This is a genomic window from Marinomonas flavescens, from assembly GCF_004352835.1.
Taxonomy (GTDB): domain Bacteria; phylum Pseudomonadota; class Gammaproteobacteria; order Pseudomonadales; family Marinomonadaceae; genus Marinomonas; species Marinomonas flavescens.
Genome location: NZ_SJSB01000001.1, coordinates 328025 through 350354 on the forward strand (window position 1 = coordinate 328025; position 22330 = coordinate 350354).

Sequence of the window (22330 nt, forward strand, 5' to 3'; positions counted from 1 at the left end):
TTTATGGGGATTTATCAGGACAGGCATGTTTAAAGCCGCACTTGGATTACTTGTATGGCCGTATTTAACCCTGTAGAAGAAACCTACGAAGATCTCGTTCTTGTCGCATCACATGCAAAATATAAACCTTGTCGTTATCTACTTTATAGAAAATACGACAAGGATTAACAACAACTTCACGATAATTTAAGTTAATTAACTCCTGCGGTCTTTCACCTGATTCAGGATGGTTTTCTAACCTAGATATTTTATCAAATACTTTTTGAGTCAATTTTTTAGCCGCAGAAAGGTTACTTACAGCAATATATTCCGCTATCTCGTTTAGGTCATCGAGAGCGGGTGATGTCCATACTATTTCAGCCATTTGCTCATTTTCTCTTTTGCTTCTTGATTAGAAAATGTGTGACCATTTTTAATTGCTTGTTCACCACGTGCAACGCCTTCAAGAATTGCCATTCGTTGCTGCATGAATTCATAATCTTCAACATCGACTAAATACGCAGATGGTTGTCCATGTTCAGTTATCAACACTGGTTCTTTTGATATATGAAGATCCGCTAAAATTTTAGTGGCTTGACGCTTAAGCGTCGTAACAAGTTCAACTTTCATGAGGAATCCTATTTAAAAATTGAAGAATGTATCACAATAGTATCACATAAAATCGAGGTTACAAATATACAGATAACGTCGCGCATAAGCGGGATTTTGCAGCCACAGAACGCAGTGGTGCTGTTGCAAAACTTCCGGCTTAGTGTCGATCTGGATCATTGGATCAGGCGTAGAGTACGAATGGCCTATTGGCGGCAGTGGCGAAAGCCGCGCACTAAAGTAAGAAGTTTAATGAGATTAGGTGTGCATGTTCAGGCCGCAGTTGCGTGTGGTATCACCTGTAAAGGGCCGTGGCGCAGTGCTAAAACTCCGGGGATCAATCAAGCTTTATCACTTGCTTACTTAAAATTCGGAGGACTTTATTCGTTGCGTGATGGTTGGATCGCGCTTCACCATCCTAAGTGAAACGCCCTGTGCGGAGCCGCATGCAGCGTGTTGTGGGGGCTGGAGGTTAGATACCTCCGGCTACCCGATTAGAATTTTTTTACCACTACAACTTTTTCAGTTGCTTTAACTAAGCCTTTTAAAAACCTAATAGCTTTATCAAGATCATCTCGCTTTACAATATGAGCGCCACATGGATCTGTATTCGCAATATGCGCGGCTTCACCGCGTTTGGCTATTAGTTCATTTAACATTTTTCTAGCCTGCGGTGCTTGATAGTTATCCCAAACCCAACCTGATGTAATATCTATTTCAAAGTAACTCTTAAATAATTGTTTAATACGGTCAGTGTTTGGATTGAAAAAGCGTTTTAAATCTTCATTTGCTTTTCTCTGGACAAAATTACCAAGAAGACTTCCATTGACGGAAGCTAACCAAAAGTCGATTTCTTCTCTGAAGCGATCTTTTACATAAGTTTCCCAAGCAGCCATAGCGATTACCATACCAGCTCTCTTTAATGTCTCAGAATTTGGTTTTGATGTAGTGTTATTTTCCTTATCAAATCTGATAAGTAATTCTTCAGCATCTTTTATAGAGCATTCAAAATATTTCCCTGCTTCACTCATTAATTGATATCCATAGTTGATTGAAATTCTAACGCCCTGTTAACAGGCAAAAAATTGTTGGCTAAAATTAGCGACGAAGGAGCAAAAGCCAACTGTTTTTTGTCCTTGTTTAACAGCTTGTTATGTGCGAATTTCAACCTGTTCAATAGTGTTTTCGACGATGCTACAAAATTTAGATAAAGAATTTGGCGTAAGCCTTATTCTTCTACCGCCAACCAAAGCATCGCTGCACTTTAAGGTTTCTAACGCTTTCTCAACCTTAGCAATATCAACGGAATCTACTAAGCCACCATACCCATGAACTAATGCATTTCTTAATTGATAGATTTGATGGAACTCACCCCAGGTATTAATTTTACCAAAATCAACTCCTTTTGAGCGGGTAATAAAAGTTTTTAACCGAGATAATCCATTGCCTTTTAAGTCATCTATTTTAAAAGAAACATCAGCTTCTGCTTTTTGCGCTATTTCGTATAAATGCGCTTCTACTAGGGAACATAAACCAATTACCAATAAATTAGTTCTGTTACTTAGTGCTAATGAGAAATGTGTGAGGTTACCTTCTTTACAGCCGTTCTCATAATCAGTTGATAGCGCATCAATCTCTCTTCTATATGATGCAAGTTCATGGCAGTAGATATTCATCAAACTCCTTAAGCACATAACAGCTTAATAGTGCGCATGCGCGTTTACACATTTTCAAACTTATTCAAATATCCCTATAACTCACTGAATTATAATCAGTTTATAAACATATTCACAAAACCAAAAACTGGCTAAACGAGCGTGCGTGTTATCCCTTTTATCCCCAGCCTCTTATCTCAGCACTGTGAATACTTAATCATTGATCTTAAGGCGATTTTTTATTTTATGCCAGTGTAAACGGTCAAAATATAGTCATTTAAAATGGCTAAATGAGCAAGTAATAGGCTGGTTTAAAAATAACCTTTCTACTTATTAATTTTTTCTATCATGAATTGACTGATTAAATTTAGGCTATTAGAGTCCGGTTTTTGCATTGAGATAGCGATCAGGGAGGCAAGGCGAGTGCCTAGAACAAGGTCAAGCGGCGTTTTCGATGAGGTAGGCGGCAGTTTCGAAGAGAAACACCGATTGAGCTGGTGATGGTCGAGTGGTGAGATGAAAGTCAGGTCAAAGCCCTTTTTGAAGCTGTGTTTCTGGTTAGAATAAGGTTTGTAGGGCAAAAAGGGGTTCGACCCTTGGCAGTACATAACATCACCGATTATTTCGACTTTAACCGATGATTGGCTTTAGATAATCTCTAGTGATTGGCTGCTCTTTTTTAGGTATTCCAACCCACAAGTTCTAGTGCCAGTGCACCCCATCCTAGCCTTCTTGGAAGAAAAAAGGGGAAGGGACAAGTCATCGTGTCCATTCCAATCTGTGGCAAACCTAAACCGTTGATGACTCCAAAGGCTTTGCGAAAGGTTTTCACTGATTTTGCTTTGTAAATCCATCATCGCAATTTCTATCTTGGAGATTAGTTTATAACGTTGTGGGTTATAACTGTCTTCATGCGTTTAAGTTTGATTAGTTTTTTTTACTTTTGATTAACCTCAATGCCTTCTCAACACCCTTTAAATACATTCCTTAAAAATAAAAATGACAAAATACTGACAAACTGTCATTTAAATGTCACTTCGTAAGTTTATTGTGATGATTCTTTATGTCTACGATAATTCAAAGGTATCTCCAATGTTCATGCTACAAAGTACTCACATGTTGAAAGCGCTTACTCTGTCTATCGGTGCTGCTTTGCTGACAACTACGGCTTACGCTGCACCGATTCAGGTGATTAACGGTAAAGACAGTGGCGAAGGGTCAATGCGTGCGGCACTGGAGGCCGTCGCCTCAGGTAAAGCAAATAATATCATCGTGATGACTAAGGAAGAGATCGAGATTAATTCAACTCTTGTCTATAACGGTCAAGCCCCAATCTCTATTTACGGTAGCGGACAGACGATTGAAACTGACAAAAATATTAACCTGCTGTCTATCACGGAAGGTGCTGATGTCAATATCAGTGGATTGAAATTCGAAGGCCCAGGTGGTTTTAGCATTGAAAACCGTGGCGACCTTGATGGTGAAGCTGGTAAAGGTATCTTCGTAAACGTTCGAAACGATCAAACTGGCACTCTGACAGTAACGCTAAATGATGTTGAGGTAAGCGGTGTTGCGGGTCACGGTATCCACGTGTCTGATTGTGATATCGCCGAGAACTGTGGTGCTGGCGCTGGCGGCGAAGGCGGTGGTTCACCAGCTTCGATCGCGGTGAATGCATACAATGTTCATGTTCACGACATTGGTTATGGCCGAGTCGATGGCGATGGTCTACGTGTAGACGAGCGTAATGCAGGCGATATCCACTTCACTGCACATCAATCTAGGTTCGTTAAAGTAGGTGCGGATGGTGTTGAGCTTGATGAAGGGCAAGACGGTAGTGTCATTGTTAACGTCAGCAACGTCGACTTTTCTAATAATGGCGGATACTGCCAGAAAGACCTATTAGAAAACTTACTACCATCACCGACCGAAGCTGAATTTAAGCAAGGTGTAATGATGGCCAGCAATGTGCCTGTAGCCATTACGGGTTCTCCTGATGACAAATGTTTTGAGCGTGAAGTAGAGCTATACAAAGACGGTTCTGTAGAAGCCTATGAGTTCGGTATCGACTTCGATGATGGCTTTGATATTGATGAAGCTGGAAATGGTGGTATTCAAGCGGTGATCTACGCTTCCACTATTCGCAACAATTTGGATGAAGGTCTGGATTTTGATGAAGAAGGTGACGGCAGCATCGATATCACTATTGTAGGAACTGACGCAAGCGGCAATACCGATGATGGCTTTAAAGTAACGGAAGAAAACAACGGCAATCTAAACGCTCTGATTTCTTCTGTTAACTCTAAAAAGAACCACGGTAAAGGTATTACTTTGGAATCAAAAGATGACGGTATGGTCACCGCATTAATTGAAAATAGTGAAACGGAAGGAAACGACACTGGTAAAAAATCTGGGCTTAAGGTCAAAGGTCAAGGTGTCATCACGTTGAAAGGCTCTGAAATCAAAGACGGCTTCAAAGCGAAAAATGCAGAGATAGTCCAGCGCTAAACGGCATAGCTTAAAATTCTGTTCGCTTAAGGGCCGAATTTAATTAAGTCGCCACAGAAATCCGATTAAGCTTTCTTAATCGGATTTTTTGTATCTATCAACCGTTAATTCTCAGAATTAATGAGCTTCATTTGTTCTCAAGCCACTCGGCTTTCACCCAGAATATGCTGCTGAATGGATGAATACACGTTAACCCTTTTTCTAGAAACTAGCGCCAGACGGTAACACTCACCGAATAATTACTTTGGCGTTATTCATGAGAGCTTATGGTCGTTAAATTTTATTAGCCGACTCAATGGTAATCTTCGCTGGCGACTTCTCCCCAGAGGCTTTCGATCTTGTTGTCGCGGCCACAGCTGCTGCGGTAGAAGCGGTAGCGGTATGAGTTCTTTTTGTAGTAATCCTGATGGTAATCTTCCGCTAAGTAGAAGGTTTTGGCAGGTAGGATTTCGGTGACTATTTTGGCGCTAAAGGGTTTGTTTTCTTCTACTTTTGCTAATGAAGCATCGAAGACGGCTTTTTGTTTTTCGTTTTGATAAAACATGGCGGTTTTGTATGGAGCACCTTTGTCACAAAATTGGCCGTTTGGGTCGGTTGGGTCGATGGTTTTCCAATAGTAGTCTGATAAGGCCGCTAGGGAGGTTTTTGTGTCGTCGTATTTGATTATAACGGCTTCAAAGTGACCTGTGTGTTTGCCTGATACTTGACCGTAAGTTGGGTTTTTGGTGTGGCCGCCAATATAGCCGGACTCTACGTCTAAGACGCCTGGTACTTTTTCAAAGTCAGATTCGACACACCAAAAACAGCCACCGGCAACTATCATGCTTTGTGTTTCTGCTTTCGCGGCGCTCATATAAAAAGTGATGCCGGCGAGTACGCCGAGCCCGATCGTTGTTTTTAGTCGTTTTGTTATTGGCATAATGAAGGCCTTGTTTGTCTTAAGTTAATACTCTGACGTAGGTGAGGGCGTGTTTATTACAGTTAAGGTCAGATAAAAATTTCCGCAAGTTGATTTTATTCGCTTATTGTTTTCGAAGGTTCATTGTTTTCGAAGGTTCGTTGATTGCGACCGTTCTCATGAACAGCACTTCCGCTCCCGTGGAATCGAGAAGAATCGCTTTGGCGTTATCGTGAGAGTTTATAGCTGGCGTGGCGCACAGCCTAGTCCCCTAAATCTGCTACACCGGCCGAGTATGAAATGCCTGTTCTGCGATAGCTTCTCTATTGCTATACTTGGAAAAGTTTATTAATAAGGGTCGAATGAAATGGATGTTGATGTGCTAGAGCAAGCTCCTCTCCCTGAAGAGTATTGTCAGTTGCGCGTTGCAGCTGGGCTATCAGAAAAGTCGTTGGCTGCGGCTGAGATAGGCTTAGAAAATGGGCTGTATTCTCTTTGTATTCGTGATCAAGGCATGCTGATAGGTATGGGGCGAGTGATTGGTGATGGCGCCTGTTTCTTTCAAGTGGTGGATATCGCTGTGGACCCTGGTTATCAAGGGTGTGGTTTGGGTAAGTTGATTATGGAGCGTATTGACGGCTATTTGCAGTCTGTTGCGCAAAAAGGCTCCTATGTTTCCTTGATCGGCGACAAGCCGGGCTTTTATGAAAAGCTGGGATATCAGCACACCGCGCCTGCTGGTTATGGCATGTACAAAAAGCTAGCTTGAGCCTACCGCGACAATTATTTATGCCGCTTCGAGTGTTCTCACTCCCGCTGAAGCTCCCGCCAGTCCTAGTTTGTAGGATTCTCTAATTTAATTAGTAAATGATTCAAACGTGAGCTTGTGTTAAGTCTTTCGCCGAGCCGATATCATAATGGTCAAGTCACTGAAGCAGTGGCTATTTCACGGTCGTTATGGGTTTGTCGATGTCCCTCTCGCTATTTTATAGTCTGTACAATGCCGCTTCCCCTTTTTCTTTATTGTCGCGTCCGTTTTTTTAACGCCATTGCGCTAGACGTTAGACATTGCTCATGAGTATGCCAACGGTGCTGTGCCAGATTCGCCGGTTAAGCAGATCTTTGTTCGCGCTCCTGAAAATCTCATTCTTGAAATACAAGGAATCCCTAAATAATGAACCAAATTAATTCAGAACACTTCTTCGTTGCCGCCTATGAATCAGGCAGTATTTCAAATCGCTTGCCACTTTGGGGAAGTGTAAACGACAACCCTTTGTCATTGTCGAATTCATCCCCAAAAAGCATTGAACGGAAAGAGATTGCAGGCGTTCCAGGGGCTTTTCAATTATTAAATGTGTTTTCCCAAGAAGAGTGTGATTCTTTTATTCAGGCGGCAGAAACCATGGGCTACACAGAAGATGCTGCTGTGTCTCTTGGTCGTAATGTTCGTCATAATATGAACCTGAATTGGATCATAGATGATGCAACAGAGCGTGCTGTCTGGCAGCGTATCTCTTCTTTTTTCGCGAAAGAAACTACCCAGTTGCAAAGAGAAGTCTTGGGGCTGAATCAGCGCTGCCGTTTTTATCGTTACCAATCTGGTGATTTTTTTAGTACTCATACAGATGGCGCTTGGCCTGGTAGTCGGATTATTAATGGTAAGCCAGTGGTAGATTCCTTTGGCGATCGTTATAGCTTATATACCTGTTTGATTTTCTTGAGTGAGAATTTCGAGGGCGGAGAAACACAGTTTTTGGTGGATAAAAGCAACCCTGATTTGCCCGCGAGAAAGTTGAAAAACGCTCAAGAAGTCAATGTTCGTACCCCTGTTGGTGGCTTGCTTTTCTTCCCCCATGGTAGTCATCCATTGCATTGTTTGCATGGCTCTACTGTCATTACGGAAGGGGTAAAATACATTATTCGCAGTGATGTGCTGTTTGCTCTGTAATCCAGAGAAAATCACCGTTAGGGCCAGTTAATGGCTATTTTCTGGAGCCTTACTCCGATCGCTTAAGACAAAGTGAAAACGAAAGTGAAAACGAAAGTGAAAACGAAAGTGAAACATTTCTGAATCAATGGGTTAGAATGTTTCACAAGATCAAGAGTGATGAGGAGAAGGGCGTGGCCCGAGGAAGACCCAGTAAAAAGGGCGAGATTGTCAGTGCGGCGGCGGGGCTGTTTACCAAAAAAGGCTATCAAGGCACGAGTATCGATCAAGTGGTGATCACGGCGGCGGTGTCTAAGCCCACGGTCTACAGTAATTTTCCCACGAAGTTGGTGTTGTGGGAGTCTGTGCTTGAGTACTTTATTGAGCAAGCAGACACTGAGATGACGCAAGTTCTAGCGGATCAACAGCAAGCTCGGTCAGCAGTGAACCATAAGGCTATAGTGAATCATCAGGCTTTTTTAGTCGGTTGGATTGCCTTGTGGAAAGCGTGGTCGAGTCGTTCTGAACGTTTGGCTGTGTATCGTATTTTACTGGGTGAGCAGCATAAAATGGCCGCGTCTACCGTGGCGTTGTTTGCTCAGTTTGAAGCGGTTTTAGAGCGAGTATTACTCGCTTGGTTAGAAATACATCAGGTGTCTTCTGAGTACTTTTTCGCGCTGAAAGCAATCAGTAAAGAAGCGGTGTTAATGCCCAGTTTGCTGAATCAAACAAGCTTGCCTGTCGAAGCATTAGAGCGCCAGTTAGCGGTGATTATTGATAAAAAAGCCGAGTAACACGACTCGGCTTTTTGCTTTTTATGGTGGCTGTCTATAGATCACATTCCATTTATAAATAGCTATGTATAAATAGCCATTTATAAACAACGGCTAATAGGCTCACTAATAGATAGAAGCCTATTAGTGAGTTTAAACAGACTCAGCCTCACTAAGCTCTTCTTCCGTTTCTTCTATTCTGCCTTTCTCAGCCCAATACATGATCCCCAAGGCGATGGCTCCAAATAGGGTAAAACCACTGGCGATGGGAATAAGGCTGTTGTCGTACATCTGGCCAATAATAGTGCCTATGATCATCGACATGATTGAAGACACTGAGCCGATCACGGCAGAGGCGATACCTGCTACGTGCCCCATGGGTTCCATGGCCAAGGCATTGATGTTGCCAAACAATAAACCAAAGCAGAAGAAAAATACCGCCGCATAGATTAAGAACATCCACAGGGTAATAGTGACAAAGGCGTGCAAGAGGAGAAACAGGGCGGATGCGATGACCACGCTGTAGATGCCCCGAAAAGCAATGTGTTTTGCGCCATGTTTTTCGACGATACGAGAGTTGATCAAGGATGAAATTCCCAGTACCACGGCCAGTAAGCCAAAGTAGAGAGAAAACAGGGTGCCGGTTTTAAACTGTACTTGGAAGATCTGCTGAGCGGAGTTTAAATAGCCGATGAAGCTACCAAAAAATAGTCCCATACAGATTGTGTAGCTTGCGGTAATGCGGTTGGTCAGTACTTCTTTGAAACCTTCGTAAAAGCCTTTTTGAGTGAAAGGAATACGGTTTTCTTTGGGTAAGGTTTCTTTTAATCGGAACAGAATCCAAACGATTAAAATGACGGCATACACCAAGTACATTTCAAAAATACCACGCCAATCATCGAGCAATAAAATGGCTTGGCCTAGTGTTGGTGCAATGGCGGGAACCAACATAAAAATCATCATCACCAATGACATAATGCGTGCCATTTGCGAGCCGTGGTACAAATCTCGTACGAGAGAAATGGCGGAAATATAAGGTCCTGCAACGCCGAGCCCTTGAATAAAACGACCAACCATGAGCGTTTCCAAGCTGGTTGCTTGATAACAAATAACCGTGCCAATCAAATAGATGGCAAAGCCACCAAAGAGCACCGGACGACGTCCTAGTGAATCCGACAGTGGACCACAGATAAGCTGGCCAATCGCCATGCCTAAAAACAGCATACTAATCAGCAGTTGAGGTTGGTTGGCTGACACGGCGTTAAGGTCTTTGCCGATAATGCCAAGGGCCGGTAGTAGGGCATCAATTGAGATGGCAACAATCGACATGAGCAGCGCAACCAGAATAGTAAATTCTTTCGATGACATGCCTGACGTCGTACTGTTTTGATGATTTTCCATAACGTATCCAAGTAGATGGCAATAAATAGGGTCCGTCGAAAAAACGGGCCCGGCATTATAACCTAATATTGTTCTCAAGCAGGAGAGCGTTATAAGGAAATTGATACTTAGTTGAGGCGGATGAGCGCTAATATGCGTTTGAGTGAGAGCTGTTCTTATGACGCATTTGAGGGTTTAATAAAGTCAGGTGATACTTGATTGAGTATTTTCTTCTATGCTTTATTGATGAAAAGCACCAAGAGAAAAGTCTCCATGCCGTAGTAAAGGGAGGATTTATGTCTCACAGCGAAGAAGAAAAAATTGCTTTAGAGCATCAAGCTGCCAAGTTATTTATGCGTTGGTATGAGCGTAATACAGGCAAGAAAATTCGCCATATTTGGCATAATGATCCGATTCGCCCAGATGTTTCTTGTCTCTTAGAAGGCGAACCTTTAGATTTAGAAATCGCTCACCTTTACGGGGATGAGGAAGAAGCCATGGCGATTTTAGGGCGTGATTTAACCAGTAAAACTCGCGAAGTATTGCATAAACTTGAAAGTGAGCCAGCGGATACTCGGTTGTTACAATCGCTAAATCGAATTTTAGAAAACAAGTCAGGCAAAAAGTACAAATCGAAGCGTGTTTGGTTGGTCATCCGCAACGCACACCCAGCGTGGAGCAAAGAGGATATTAAATCTCTTGAATATCTGATTCACATCCCCATCCCTCATGCGTTTGAAAAAGTCTGGATTGTCGGTGATATGGCAGGAGAAACAGGTATCGTCCGCTTGTATCCCTAGTGGTAGCGGAACAATTACTTCTTTTCTTTGTGTTTTTTTAGCAGCATTAAGGCAATGGTTAATGCGAAAAAAACGAACAGAATAGCAAATGCGCCAAGCGCCATAATAGCAAAATTCATAATGTAAGGTTTTCCATTTCAATTTTTCGTCATTGTAGCAGAGAGCTTTGCTTGGGTGAATGAGAGCTCATTGAAATAGCACTAGAGTGTTAGAGTTTATGAATTTCCTGCGCGAAATCGTCTACCTTTGCCCAATCCGTATAATCAATAACGCTGTCTAGGGCGGTCGGGCCTTTCGTCATCCACATAATCATGCGGATCATCTGGCGATCAAAAAAACGGTATTGTTGATAATCTACTTTTCCAGCAAAAACGCCTTTTAGTTGAGGCTGCCAGTCGGACTCTGTCAGTAGTTTTTTCAGGTAAGGATTGCTGTCTGGGGTATTCTTTTCGGCTTTTCGAGCCACTAAGTTGACGCTAAAAAAAGCGCAAGGCTTACTGTTTAGCAGGGTTTTATACTGGTGAATAAACTGGCCGACATTTTTTCTGTGTTTGCCATAACGAATACTGGCACCGATGACTATTTTGTCGAACTCAGCCAGCGAGATAGTGCCGGTGTTATTGGCTGCCATTGCGTCAATAGAAAGGAGGGTGACACTGTGTTGCTGAGTCTCGATTTGATGGGCGATGCGCTGACAAATTTCTTGGGTATGTCCATCGACGCTGGAATACAAAATAAGCGTATTGGTCATAAAGCACTCATTAATAATGCAAAGTTGGTGAGAGTCAGTATGTCAGAAAAAGCGACTTCAGCTAAGCGGTATTTTATCAAAAAGCGCACTCATCAAGAGTGCGCTTGGCTCTTTATAAACATCAGGTCAGCAGTGGTAGATTAGCGCTGGTGGACGCATTGTCCCGCTGAATACGTTGCTTTAATCGCTCGGTCATCCCCTAAGGTCATAAAGACAAATAAACTTTCTTCAATGCCTTTTGAAAGGGCAAGACGAGAGGTGAGAAGAGGCGTGGCTTTTTTATCTAGGATAACAAAGTCCGCTTCGGTGCCGACGGCTAAGTTGCCAATTTTATCTTCTAAACGCAAGGCTTTTGCGCCACCTAACGTCGCCAGATACAGGGATTTTATCGGGCTAAGGTTTTCGTTTTGTAACTGAATGACCTTGTAGGCTTCGTTTAGCGTTTGCAGCATAGAAAAGCTAGTGCCGCCGCCAACATCGGTACCCATACCCACGTTAATTTTGTGTTCTTCGGCTTTGCTTAATTTGAATAAACCGCTGCCGATAAAGAGGTTAGACGTTGGGCAAAACGCAATCGCTGAGCCGGTTTCATGCAGACGATGGTATTCGCTGTCGCACAGGTGAATGCCATGGGCAAACACTGAGCGTTCGCTCAATAGTTTGTGTTGGTCATACACATCGAGATAGTTTTTGCTGGCGGGGAACAAGTCTTGTACCCAAGCGCATTCGTCTTTGTTTTCGGACAAATGCGTGTGCATGTAGACATCGTCGTATTCGTTGAGCAGCTTACCAGCCAGTTTAAGTTGTTCGTCTGAACTGGTCGGCGCGAAACGAGGGGTGATGGCATAATGCAAACGACCTTTATTGTGCCAAGTATCGATCAGTTCTTTGCTTTCTTGGTAGCTGGTTTCTGGTGTGTCGGTTAAAAAGTCGGGCGCATTGCGATCCATCATGACTTTGCCGCAAATCATGCGTAGGTTATGGACTTCGCTGGCTTCAAAAAATGCCTCCACAGAGACTTTATGAACCGTGCCAAACACCAAGGCGGTGGTGGTGCCGTTACGCAATAATTCTTGTAAGAAACGATCGGCAACGTCACGAGCGTGACTTTTATCGTGAAACTTGCCTTCTTCTGGAAACGTATAAGTGTTTAACCAAGTCAGCAATTGTTCCCCGTAAGAGCCGATCATGTCGGTTTGCGGATAATGAATGTGCGTATCGATAAAACCAGGGGTGATCACGCCATCAGGGTGGTGCTCCACAAGGGTGTCCGCTGATAGGCTAGGCAATAGATCTTTGGCGTGACCAATGGCGCTGATCTTGTCGCCATCGACAATCAGTAAGCCATCTTCAAAATACTCATAGGCGTTTTCTACACCAACGTCTTTAGGGTCGGCAATACAATGTACGATGGCGGCGCGCCACGCTTTTCGTTGACTCATTAGATCTCTCTTACGGGTTGTTCGTTTGTTTTCGGTTCGATTGTTTTTGAACGGATTGCTTTCGAATGGATTCAATGCCCATCAGCACACGTTCTGGTGTGGCTGGCGCGTCAATGTCTGGGTGGAAGCGATATTCGCCCACCGACGCGACAGCGTCTTTGATCGCACACCAAGCGGCAATGCCGAGCATAAATGGCGGCTCACCAACGGCTTTTGAATGATAAACCGTGTCTTCTGGGTTTTTACGGCTTTCTACTAATGTGACGCGTAAATCATTCGGCATGTCCGTGATAGCGGGGATTTTATAGCTCGCCGGGCCGTTTGTCATGAGGCGACCCTGTTCATTCCACACGAGTTCCTCACTGGTTAACCAGCCCATGCCTTGTACAAAGCCGCCTTCGATTTGACCAATGTCGATGGCTGGGTTCAGTGTCGCCCCCACATCGTGAAGAATGTCGGTACGAGTGAAGTGATATTCGCCGGTTAAACTATCGACGATGACTTCGCAGCAAGCTAGCCCATAGGCGAAGTAATAAAACGGTCGGCCACTGGCTGTAGTGCGGTCATAATGGATTTTTGGGGTTTTATAAAAGCCGGTGCTCGACAGGGAAACTTGGTTCAAATACGCCAAATTAATCAAAGATTCAAAGGAGAGATAAGTGTCTCGCACTTTGATTTGACCATTGTTGAATTCAATGTCTTCTGACGAGACATGATAATGACTGATCAGAAAATCGATTAAACGTTGCTTGATTATCAAGGCCGCATTTTGCGCCGCTTTGCCGTTTAGGTCAGTGCCGGAAGACGCCGCAGTCGGCGAGGTATTAGGCACTTTTTCTGTGTTGGTTGCAGAGACTTGGATTTTGTCCGTTTCCACTTGGAACACTTGGGCAACGATTTGTTGAACCTTGGTGTTTAAGCCTTGCCCCATTTCGGTGCCACCATGGTTCAAGTGAATCGTGCCGTCGGTATAAATGTGGATCAAAGCGCCGGCTTGATTCAGAAACGAGTTGGTAAACGAGATGCCAAATTTCACGGGAGTAAAGGCCAAGCCTTTTTTCAGAATCGGGCTGGTGGCGTTAAAGGTTTTAATCGCTTCGCGGCGAGCATAATAGTCGCTGGTAGCGAGCAGCTCTTCGGTGATCTCTGGCAGAATATTGTGCTCTACCGTTTGATGGTAAGGGGTGATATTGCGCTCGTCGATGCCGTAATAGTTTACGCGGCGAATGTCTAATGGGTCCTTGCCGAGTTTGCGCGCAATGGCGTCGAACATGTCTTCGGTTGGCACCATGCCTTGTGGACCGCCAAAGCCTCGGTAAGCGGTGTTTGACGCTGTGTTGGTTTTGCAGCGATAGCCTGTGATGGTGGCATGTTCGAAGAAATAGGCGTTATCCGCGTGGAACATGGCGCGATCCACAATAGAGCCTGATAAATCAGGTGAGTAACCGCAGTTTCCAGCGAGTTCCATATTGAGTGCCGACACACGGCCGTCGTCGTCGTAACCGACATCATAGCGCACGTAAAATGGATGGCGTTTACCGGTAATCGACATGTCTTCTGCGCGCGGTAGGCGCATCTTGGTGGGGCGTCCGGTGAGGTGAGCAAACACCGCACACAAGCAGGCGATTGGTGCCGCTTGGGTTTCTTTGCCACCAAAGCCACCGCCCATACGGCGCATGTCGACCAGGACTTTATTCATGCTAATACCCAGTACGCTGGCGACCAGCTTTTGCACTTCGGTGGGGTTTTGTGTGCTCGAATAGACAATCATGCCACCGTCTTCGGTGGGCATTACTGAGGCGACTTGGGTTTCAAGGTAAAAGTGTTCTTGGCCGCCAATATAGAGTTCGTTTTGCAAGCGGTGAGACGCTTTTTCCAGTGCGCTGGCGCTATCACCGATGACAAGTTGGTGGCTGTCTTGCACAAAGTGTTGTTTCTCAAGCGCTTCTTTGACGTCCAGGATCGGCGTCAGCGGTTGGTATTCGACCTTAATCGCTTTAGCGGCTTGCAGGGCGGCTTCATGGCTGGTGGCGGCCACTGCGACAATGGGTTGGCCGTAATACTCGACGATGCCATCGGCAAGCAATGGGTCGCCTTTTAATACCGGACCAACGTCCAATTCACCGGGCACATCTTGCGCGGTGATGATAGACACGACACCAGGCATAGTCAGGCTAGCGCTGGTGTCTATGTTAAGAATTTTGGCATGGGCGTAGGTGCTGGTGTGCACATAGACATGGAGTTGGTTCGGGAACTCAAGTTTGTCATCTATATAGAGCGCTTCACCGCTGACGTGCTTGTCACCGCTTTCGTGTTTGATGCCTCGTCCAACGCCCGTTTTAAGGTTGGCTTTGAAGGCGCTTTCTAGCTCTGTTTGGCTGAGTTCTGGGGCGGAATGATTAGACATGGGCCGTTACTCGCGTGATCAGATAATCGGGATTCGAGGTGGTTTCGATGAAGTATTTGCGCAATAAATTTTGCGCCACTAGTTGGCGGTATTCCTTCGAGGCTCGAAAGTCGCTTAGTGGGGTGAAATCAAGGGCAAGAGCGCCACAAGCGGCTTCTATCGTGGCTTGAGTCCATGCTTGACCGACTAGAGCTTGCTCACAATGGCTGGCGCGTTTTGGTATCGCCGCCATACCGCCAAACGCAAGGCGCGCACTGACAACCTGACCTGCTTGAATCTCAATATTCATTGCGGCGCAGACGGCAGAAATATCGTCATCGAGGCGCTTCGAAACCTTATAAGCTTTGAAAGTAGCAAGGTTCGGCGTTGGTACGAGGATTTTTTCGATAAACTCGCTCGACTGACGAACGGTTTTTTTGTAATCCAAAAAGTAATCTTCCAGAGGAATTAGGCGCGTCTTGTCACCTTGTCTTAGTTGTACTTTAGCGTCCAGTGCAATCAATAATGGCGGCGAATCACCAATCGGAGAGGCATTGGCAATGTTGCCTCCAAGGGTGCCTTGGTTGCGAATTTGCAGTGAGGCAAAGCGATGTAATAGGTCGCCAAAGTCTGGGTAGTGTTTGGATAATATAGAATAACAATCTGTTAGTGGGGCCGCCGCGCCAATCTCAATCATGCCGTCTGTTTCTGTGATTTGTTTCATCTCGCTGACATTGCCAAGATAAATCAGCTTATCGAGAGTGCGATGAAATTGTGTCACTTCTAAGGCGAGATCGGTGCCGCCGGCTAACAAATGGGCATCTGGGTGTTGCAGGTAACGTTCTGCCAACTCTTGAGTGGAGGTCGGCAAATAGACATGACGGTTTTTGCCAGTCAGTTGTGTGTTGCTAAGCGGTTTGATGGCTTTTAAACGAGCAATGGTTTGCGCGGCTTGAGCATCGAAATGGTCGCTTTGTTGGTTTTCACAGCTTTGTTTGGCTGCTTCATAAATAGGGCGATAGCCAGTGCAACGGCATAAATTTCCGGCCAAGGCTTCGCTGGTTTGAGCTTGGTCGTATTGCTCGGTGTTTTTTTGCAACGCAAACAGAGACATCACAAAACCAGGGGTACAAAAACCACATTGAGAGCCATGGCAATCGGCCATCGCTTGTTGGGTGCTGTGTAGGTTTTGTTGGTGCTTTAGGTCTTCAACGGTAATTAATTGTTTGCCATGCAAAGCAGACACAAATGTCAGGCAGGCGTTCACACTGCGGTAGCGTAAGTCGCCGTTGATGTCTTCTGCCAACACCACGCTGCAGGCGCCACAGTCACCAGAGGCACAGCCTTCTTTGGTGCCTGTCTTGTTTCGCTCATTGCGCAAGTAATTTAATACTGTCAAATTTGGATCTAGGTTGTCTTCTTGGCGAAGCTCTTGATTCAGTAAAAATTGAATCACTCTGTCTCTCCCGAAAGCGGTCTGCTCTTTGTCATGCTGATGACTGGTTTGATTTGCTCATTAAACGCGTATTTACGTGTTTTTTTAAGTTCTTTTTTTCTGCGATAACGGTGTAAAGCGGGTTTAGTTAGCTGTATTTTTAATGTGATAAATAAACAAATTAACACAGCGAATTTAAAACATTGACCGATCGGTTATGTTTTGTCAAACCTTTGACGATTTTTTATTTTATGCACTAAAACAGAGAGGTTTATGTCTATTTTGGTGCGGCCTAACACTAGCGTCCATTTGACGATAAGAGTGCTTTAGGTAGCCTGACTGGTACGGGTTAGATCGTTAACTAATTGTGGTGTCTTTGTTTCTGTGTTTTGAGGGAAATAAGGTGATGAAGTGTCCGTTGTCATTGTTTCTGTAACGGAGAACCTATGGCGTCTTTTGGGAGAAGCGAGAGTAAATAAGAGCAGCAAGAGTCACTAGTAATACACCGATTCCGTCTGCAATGAAATCTGCCCATTCCCCATGTCGATTTACGCTGGGTTGAATAAGTTCAATAGCGCCACCCCATAGAAAAATAAACAGTGCGATGATGAAGAAGCGTTTTCGAGGGCCGAAAACGCATAACAATGACCATCCAGAAAACCCCAGTACATGATGAAGTTTGTCCGATCCTGCTACCGCTGGAAGCTGCTCCATTGGTGTTAAGGTCACTATGCTGATTAACAACCAGCCAGCAACAAAACCAATAAGTTGTGTTGTTGGCGATTGCCAGAATGGCTGGTTATTAACGAGCATTGTTGTTATTTATCACTTCTATTTTATAGCGTCTATTTACTCAGTTTAGAAACTGAGTGTGGTGCTTAGTTCAAGATGCGAACACGAATGTTGCGACCTTTGATTTTTTTGTTTTCTAGCTCTTTTACAACGCGTTTGGCTTCTTTGCCTTCCACGGAGACGTAAGCTTGAAAATCAAAGATATCAATTTTACCCACTTGAGATTTATCCAGACCAATACCAGCGGTTAGTGCCCCTAAAATATCACCAGGGCGCAGTTTGCTTTTACGGCCAGCATCAAACGCGATGGTGGCTTTATTAGGGACTAAGCGATAGGTAGGATCAAGAGGCTCTAATTCCACATAGTTAGCTTGAATACCAAAGCGAGTTTCGATGTCGCGGATCTTGTAGTCGTCTTTAGAGGTCACAAGGTTAACCGCAATACCAGAGGCGCCAGCTCGACCGGTACGGCCAATTCGGTGAGTATGAACGTCTGTGTCGCGGGTCGTGTCGTAGTTGACAACGAGATCCACTTCTTTTACATCGATACCGCGAGCGGCGACGTCAGTAGCAACCAAAACACAACTACTTTGATTACTAAAACGGACTAATACTTGATCACGTTGTTTCTGTTCTAAATCACCATGAATTGCTTGAGCGGCCACTTTATGTTCGCCTAGCCAATCTGCCACTTTTTGACATTCAATTTTAGTGTTACAGAAAACAATGACTTGGCGTGGATCAAAGTGTTGTAAAGCAGCTAATAACGTCTCACATTTTACTGCGTTTTCACTACGAATGAAGAATTGCTCAATATTAGGTTTTAAATCTTCTTGTTCTTCGACTTTAACGGCAATCGGGTTATTTTGAAATTCCGCACTGATGGCTTCAATCGTGTCACCGTAAGTGGCAGAGAACAATAATGTTTGACGATCATTTGGTGTGAGTTCAACCACTTCGCGAATGCTATCAACAAAGCCCATGTCTAACATACGGTCGGCTTCATCTAAAACTAGCGTGCTAAGTGCGTTTAATTTTAGTGTGCCTTTGCGCAAATGTTCCATTAAACGCCCCGGTGTACCCACAACGATGTGAGCCCCGTGTTCTAAGGAACCTATTTGTGGGCCAAATGGCATACCACCACATAGACTAAGTACTTTAATGTTTTCTAAGTAGCGCGCAACTTTACGAATTTCTTTGGATACTTGGTCTGCTAATTCACGTGTTGGGCACATGACTAGAGCTTGTACACCAAAGTAGCGTGGATTAATTTTAAGCAAAAGACCGATGGCAAACGCTAATGTTTTTCCGCTCCCTGTCTGAGCTTGAGCTAGAATGTCTTTACCATTAATAATGGTAGGGAGACTTTGCTCCTGTATAGGTGTAAAAGCCGTAAATCCCATGTCCGTAAGGAGAGCGATTAATTTAGGCGGCAGAACAATGTCTGAAGAGAGAGAAAACTGGGTCACAAAAGGCCTGTCTATAGTAGAATAAATAGGGGGTAAGGATAACAGAAAAGGACTTTTGTTGTTGGTTTTTACAAATAATAAGGTGTGTCGATGCGTCATTTTGAGTAAAGTTATAAGTAATATAAAAAGACGCTGCTTTACAGGGAACGAGCTTTTTGAATGAACGTGGAAATTACCGAGCTGGGTGGCTAATGACTCAAAAAAAACGTTATGTAAAAAACGCGTATCTTATCGTATTTAGTATCGTTTTCTTCTGTGGTGTGGTGACGAGTCTTGCTCTTTATCACGAAGAAAAGCAGCATCTTATGCTGGATGAAAATATTGCGACTGAGCAATTTATTACACGTTTAAAAGATGCGTTAGCGCAATACGGACGTGAAGTAGCGGGCGTTGCGATTATGGTCCAGTCTATGGATGAGCCGCTTACCAATCCTATTTTTCAACGAGCTAGTCGACAGCTTGAATCAACAGAAAAAAATAATACCCTACGAGTCTATTTCGCGAAATATGTGCCACATTCTCAGCGTGATACTTATGTTACCCAGCAACAAGGTTTAGCGGGATTGTCAGCGTTCCAGATTACGCCATCTGAAATAAGAAAAGAATATCTACCGTTAACTTACGGCTATCCATTTTTTACTAATCCTGGTTTTGATCTACTGTCAGACACTTACTCCAATCGCGATGTCATTCAACAAATTAGAAGCTACCAAGGCTTTGAAATGTCTGAATTGCCCACATTTTCATCTGAGGGTGTTAAACAAAAAACGAGGTCATTTGCATTAAGGCGTTCTATTTATATACCACTGGATAACATAAAAAATCGAGTGACGGATGAGTTTGGTTTTTATGGCATTGTAGGCATTATCTTTGAAGTAAATGGTTTGGTGAGACAGCTTAATGTGCCAGGTATAAGAGGCGTCGCTTATCGGATAGCGGATATTACGGAGGGTAGTCAGACCCCAGTATGGTTTGCAGACTCAAGAACTGATATCAATATCAATGCAGAGCATATAAGTCATTGGGAAAAAGGACATTTTAATACAACTAATATCTATTATGGTGGCCGAAATTGGCGAGTAGATACTCGCAATAGCTCAGACCTTTTAGGGTTGATTGATTGGACGCTAATATTAGGGGCGCTTATTCTTTTCACTTTACTGGCTCTGTTATTAAGTTGGTATGTGCGCTTGCTATCGAATGCTTATAATCAGACATTGCTTTTAGCCAATGAGAAAATTGAAATCGATGGATTAACGGGCTTGTACAGTCGCTATAAAATTCAGAAAGAGCTCGATGAGCTGATTAAAACCTGTGAGTTGAACGCGAACAAGTTAGTGGTTTTTTTCTTAGACCTTGATCACTTTAAAACAATCAATGACGCTTTCGGTCATGAGACTGGGGATAAGCTTTTAGTAAAAGTAGCGCAACGTTTAAAATCTGTTTTACCCGACAAGGCTATTATTGGTCGATTAGGGGGGGATGAGTTTTTAGTATTAATGGTACTAGACGATAAAAAAGCATGCGTATTTCTAGAGCGTCTATGTAGGGAAGTCATCCTACAAATTAGCCAAAGTTATTTTGTCGAAGGTGGAACCTTGAACATAGGTTGTTCAATTGGTGCTGCACTTTATCCAGATTATGGGCAGGATGCTGAAACACTGATTAAAAACGCCGATATGGCGATGTATGAAGCAAAATCCGCTGGACGGGCAACTTACTATTTTTATGATGGTGCTATGGGGGCGCGAATTTCCCGAAATATGCGCATTGAAACGCGACTTCGTTATGCGCTTCAAAATAGTTTACTTGAATTGCATTTCCAACCTAAAGTGGATTTAAACACAAAAGAATGTGTTGGCATGGAAGCTTTATTGCGCTGGGAAGATAGCGAGTTAGGTACTGTCTCGCCGATGGAATTTATTCCCATCGCAGAGCAGTCTGGCATTATTCTGATGTTGGGTGAATGGGTGTTTGAGCAGACGTTTAAGCATTTAGTGATTTGGAAGGAACAAGGCGTTCAAGTTCCTCCTATTGCGATCAATTGTTCTGCTGCACAGCTAAAACGTCCTAATTTCTTATCTCATCTGCTTTCATTGTTGGATAAGTATCAGATTGATCCTAGTTTATTAGAAATTGAGGTTACTGAATCTATTCTAATTGAGGATGCCAAAGGCTGCGCTGAGTTGCTACGACAAGTCAGTAAATTGGGCATTAAACTTGCGATTGATGATTTTGGTACTGGCTATTCGAGTTTGAGTTATTTAAAAGATTTACCCTTTCATTATGTTAAAATTGATCAGGTATTTATTCGTGATTTTATGGAAGATAGTGATCACGATGCCCTCACTAGAGCGATCATCAATTTAAGTCACGACCTTAATCTTAAAGTAATTGCAGAAGGGATTACTCGAGTGGATCAAATGGAGCGCCTAAGAGAATACGGGTGCGATATAGGTCAAGGGTATTTATTTAGTAAAGCACTAGGTGCCAATTCTATGGCCAGTGACCCTATGATAGTCGCGCTCAACGAGAAACAGGGCGATAGCTTTGATGGCTAGGCTAAAAACCGTGAATTTTTAGGGTTAAAGAGTATTATTGCGCGCCATTCTTTCTTTTAAACTTTCCCAAAGCTGATTAAGGTTTGGGTTGAGGTTTAAGCGTGAACGATAAAGGCGTATTTCCAGCGGAATATGCCAATTCTCTTCTCCTGCTAATGCGATTTTTCCATAGCTTAATGTATCTTTCATCAACCTCTTTGGTACCCAACCTATACCATAACCTTCTTTAACCATCGCTTTAACACTGATCGAATGGTAATTCTCGTTCAGTGTTTGTAATTGTGGAACTTCACGTTGGCGTTGCAGGTGGTGACTGATGATTGGTTGTAAAAAAGAATTCTCATAATAGCCAATATACGGCAACGGCTTGCGTTTCATGCCAGGTAAACTGTATTTCGGCTCACCATTTTCATCGGTAACACTGCAAGGAATTAGTGTTTCTTCGCCGATGACCAGATAATCATACTGCTCTTCATCTAAAGCCCGAATAAAGTTAATAGCAGGGTGCCAATAGCAAAGCATTAAGTCACATTGTTGATTGACTAAAGCATTAACAAAATCGATACCTAGCCAAGAGCTCGATTTCATATTGACGTCCATTTCCATGCCGATGCTTTCGCAGAAGGGCGCAATGGCATCTTTATAAAAGCTTAGGAACAGGGTTTGTGTCGCAATAAAGCGAATTTGAGATTCTTCTTGTTTGCGTATCTCTTGGCAACGCTCTTTGGTGTCTCTAAGTTGGCGTGTAATTAGCTCTGCGCTTTGTAAAAATACTTCGCCTGCTGGCGTAAGAGACAGTGGCAGGGTATTTCGGTCAATTAAGGTAACACGCATTTCTTCTTCAAGCAGTTTGATACGACGGCTGAAGGTTGGTTGGGTGACATTTTGTTCATCCGCTGCACGTGAAAAGTGTCGCGTTTTTGCGAGCGCAATAAAGTCATCAAGCCATCTTACTTCCATGTGAC

The 22330-nt window shown here is 43.7% G+C and carries 20 protein-coding genes; 7 read left to right on the forward strand and 13 right to left on the reverse strand.

What is annotated here, in order from left to right; all coding sequences use genetic code 11:
• Positions 1-64: 64 nt before the first annotated feature.
• Entirely contained in the window at positions 65-364 is a 300-nt protein-coding gene (locus E0D70_RS01465; RefSeq protein WP_133010481.1) for a type II toxin-antitoxin system RelE/ParE family toxin, read from the reverse strand.
• On the reverse strand, positions 352-609 hold the full coding sequence (locus E0D70_RS01470) for a type II toxin-antitoxin system Phd/YefM family antitoxin (RefSeq protein ID WP_133010482.1): 258 nt from the start codon (positions 607-609) through the stop codon (positions 352-354). The genes E0D70_RS01465 and E0D70_RS01470 overlap by 13 nt, the downstream gene beginning before the upstream one ends.
• Positions 610-840: 231 nt before the next feature.
• Between E0D70_RS01470 and E0D70_RS01475 the strand changes: the two genes are divergently transcribed.
• Complete coding sequence (locus tag E0D70_RS01475) at positions 841-1014, forward strand: hypothetical protein (RefSeq protein ID WP_207923177.1); 174 nt, start codon at positions 841-843, stop codon at positions 1012-1014.
• A gap of 68 nt (positions 1015-1082) precedes the next feature.
• On the opposite strand, the gene E0D70_RS01480 is transcribed toward E0D70_RS01475, so the two are convergent.
• Complete coding sequence (locus E0D70_RS01480) at positions 1083-1619, reverse strand: HEPN domain-containing protein (RefSeq protein ID WP_133010483.1); 537 nt, start codon at positions 1617-1619, stop codon at positions 1083-1085.
• Between the two features lie 120 nt (positions 1620-1739).
• On the reverse strand, positions 1740-2264 hold the full coding sequence (locus E0D70_RS01485) for a hypothetical protein (RefSeq protein WP_133010484.1): 525 nt from the start codon (positions 2262-2264) through the stop codon (positions 1740-1742).
• A gap of 1071 nt (positions 2265-3335) precedes the next feature.
• Between E0D70_RS01485 and E0D70_RS01490 the strand changes: the two genes are divergently transcribed.
• On the forward strand, positions 3336-4751 hold the full coding sequence (locus E0D70_RS01490; protein ID WP_133010485.1) for a hypothetical protein: 1416 nt from the start codon (positions 3336-3338) through the stop codon (positions 4749-4751).
• Between the two features lie 292 nt (positions 4752-5043).
• Here the strand turns inward: E0D70_RS01490 and msrA are convergent, their stop codons facing one another.
• Positions 5044-5670: a peptide-methionine (S)-S-oxide reductase MsrA gene (gene msrA, locus E0D70_RS01495; protein ID WP_133010486.1), complete on the reverse strand. Its 627-nt coding sequence runs from the start codon at positions 5668-5670 to the stop codon at positions 5044-5046.
• A 346-nt stretch (positions 5671-6016) separates the two neighbouring features.
• Between msrA and E0D70_RS01500 the strand changes: the two genes are divergently transcribed.
• The 3 genes from E0D70_RS01500 (at position 6017) to E0D70_RS01510 (ending at position 8370) form a co-directional block, all read left to right on the forward strand.
• Entirely contained in the window at positions 6017-6418 is a 402-nt protein-coding gene (locus E0D70_RS01500) for a GNAT family N-acetyltransferase (RefSeq protein ID WP_133010487.1), read from the forward strand.
• 405 nt (positions 6419-6823) lie between these two features.
• On the forward strand, positions 6824-7597 hold the full coding sequence (locus E0D70_RS01505; protein ID WP_133010488.1) for a 2OG-Fe(II) oxygenase family protein: 774 nt from the start codon (positions 6824-6826) through the stop codon (positions 7595-7597).
• A 173-nt stretch (positions 7598-7770) separates the two neighbouring features.
• Entirely contained in the window at positions 7771-8370 is a 600-nt protein-coding gene (locus E0D70_RS01510) for a TetR/AcrR family transcriptional regulator (protein ID WP_133010489.1), read from the forward strand.
• Between the two features lie 132 nt (positions 8371-8502).
• Here the strand turns inward: E0D70_RS01510 and E0D70_RS01515 are convergent, their stop codons facing one another.
• Entirely contained in the window at positions 8503-9828 is a 1326-nt protein-coding gene (locus E0D70_RS01515; RefSeq protein WP_240536923.1) for a multidrug effflux MFS transporter, read from the reverse strand.
• A gap of 197 nt (positions 9829-10025) precedes the next feature.
• On the opposite strand from E0D70_RS01515, the gene E0D70_RS01520 reads away from it, so the two are divergent.
• Positions 10026-10529: a hypothetical protein gene (locus E0D70_RS01520; RefSeq protein WP_133010490.1), complete on the forward strand. Its 504-nt coding sequence runs from the start codon at positions 10026-10028 to the stop codon at positions 10527-10529.
• Between the two features lie 208 nt (positions 10530-10737).
• Here E0D70_RS01520 and hemG read toward each other — a convergent pair whose 3' ends face one another.
• The 6 genes from hemG to dbpA form a co-directional block, all read right to left on the reverse strand.
• Positions 10738-11280 carry a menaquinone-dependent protoporphyrinogen IX dehydrogenase gene (gene hemG, locus E0D70_RS01525; protein ID WP_133010491.1) on the reverse strand — a complete coding sequence of 181 codons (543 nt, stop codon included), beginning with the start codon at positions 11278-11280 and terminating at the stop codon, positions 10738-10740.
• Between the two features lie 140 nt (positions 11281-11420).
• Positions 11421-12722 carry a guanine deaminase gene (gene guaD / locus E0D70_RS01530; RefSeq protein WP_133010492.1) on the reverse strand — a complete coding sequence of 434 codons (1302 nt, stop codon included), beginning with the start codon at positions 12720-12722 and terminating at the stop codon, positions 11421-11423.
• A 10-nt stretch (positions 12723-12732) separates the two neighbouring features.
• Positions 12733-15129: a xanthine dehydrogenase molybdopterin binding subunit gene (gene xdhB / locus E0D70_RS01535; RefSeq protein WP_133010493.1), complete on the reverse strand. Its 2397-nt coding sequence runs from the start codon at positions 15127-15129 to the stop codon at positions 12733-12735.
• Positions 15122-16564 carry a xanthine dehydrogenase small subunit gene (gene xdhA, locus E0D70_RS01540; RefSeq protein WP_133010494.1) on the reverse strand — a complete coding sequence of 481 codons (1443 nt, stop codon included), beginning with the start codon at positions 16562-16564 and terminating at the stop codon, positions 15122-15124. The genes xdhB and xdhA overlap by 8 nt, the downstream gene beginning before the upstream one ends.
• A 423-nt stretch (positions 16565-16987) precedes the next feature.
• Positions 16988-17356, reverse strand: a complete 369-nt coding sequence (locus E0D70_RS01545) for a VanZ family protein (RefSeq protein ID WP_133010495.1) — start codon at positions 17354-17356, stop codon at positions 16988-16990.
• 65 nt (positions 17357-17421) lie between these two features.
• Positions 17422-18804 carry an ATP-dependent RNA helicase DbpA gene (dbpA, locus tag E0D70_RS01550; RefSeq protein ID WP_240536925.1) on the reverse strand — a complete coding sequence of 461 codons (1383 nt, stop codon included), beginning with the start codon at positions 18802-18804 and terminating at the stop codon, positions 17422-17424.
• Positions 18805-18995: 191 nt separating this feature from the next.
• Between dbpA and E0D70_RS01555 the strand changes: the two genes are divergently transcribed.
• The gene (locus E0D70_RS01555; RefSeq protein ID WP_133010497.1) at positions 18996-21365 is read left to right on the forward strand and encodes a bifunctional diguanylate cyclase/phosphodiesterase; all 2370 of its coding nucleotides are present in this window, start codon (positions 18996-18998) and stop codon (positions 21363-21365) included.
• 24 nt (positions 21366-21389) lie between these two features.
• Here the strand turns inward: E0D70_RS01555 and E0D70_RS01560 are convergent, their stop codons facing one another.
• Positions 21390-22325: a LysR family transcriptional regulator gene (locus E0D70_RS01560; protein ID WP_133010498.1), complete on the reverse strand. Its 936-nt coding sequence runs from the start codon at positions 22323-22325 to the stop codon at positions 21390-21392.
• Between the last annotated feature and the right edge of the window lie 5 nt (positions 22326-22330).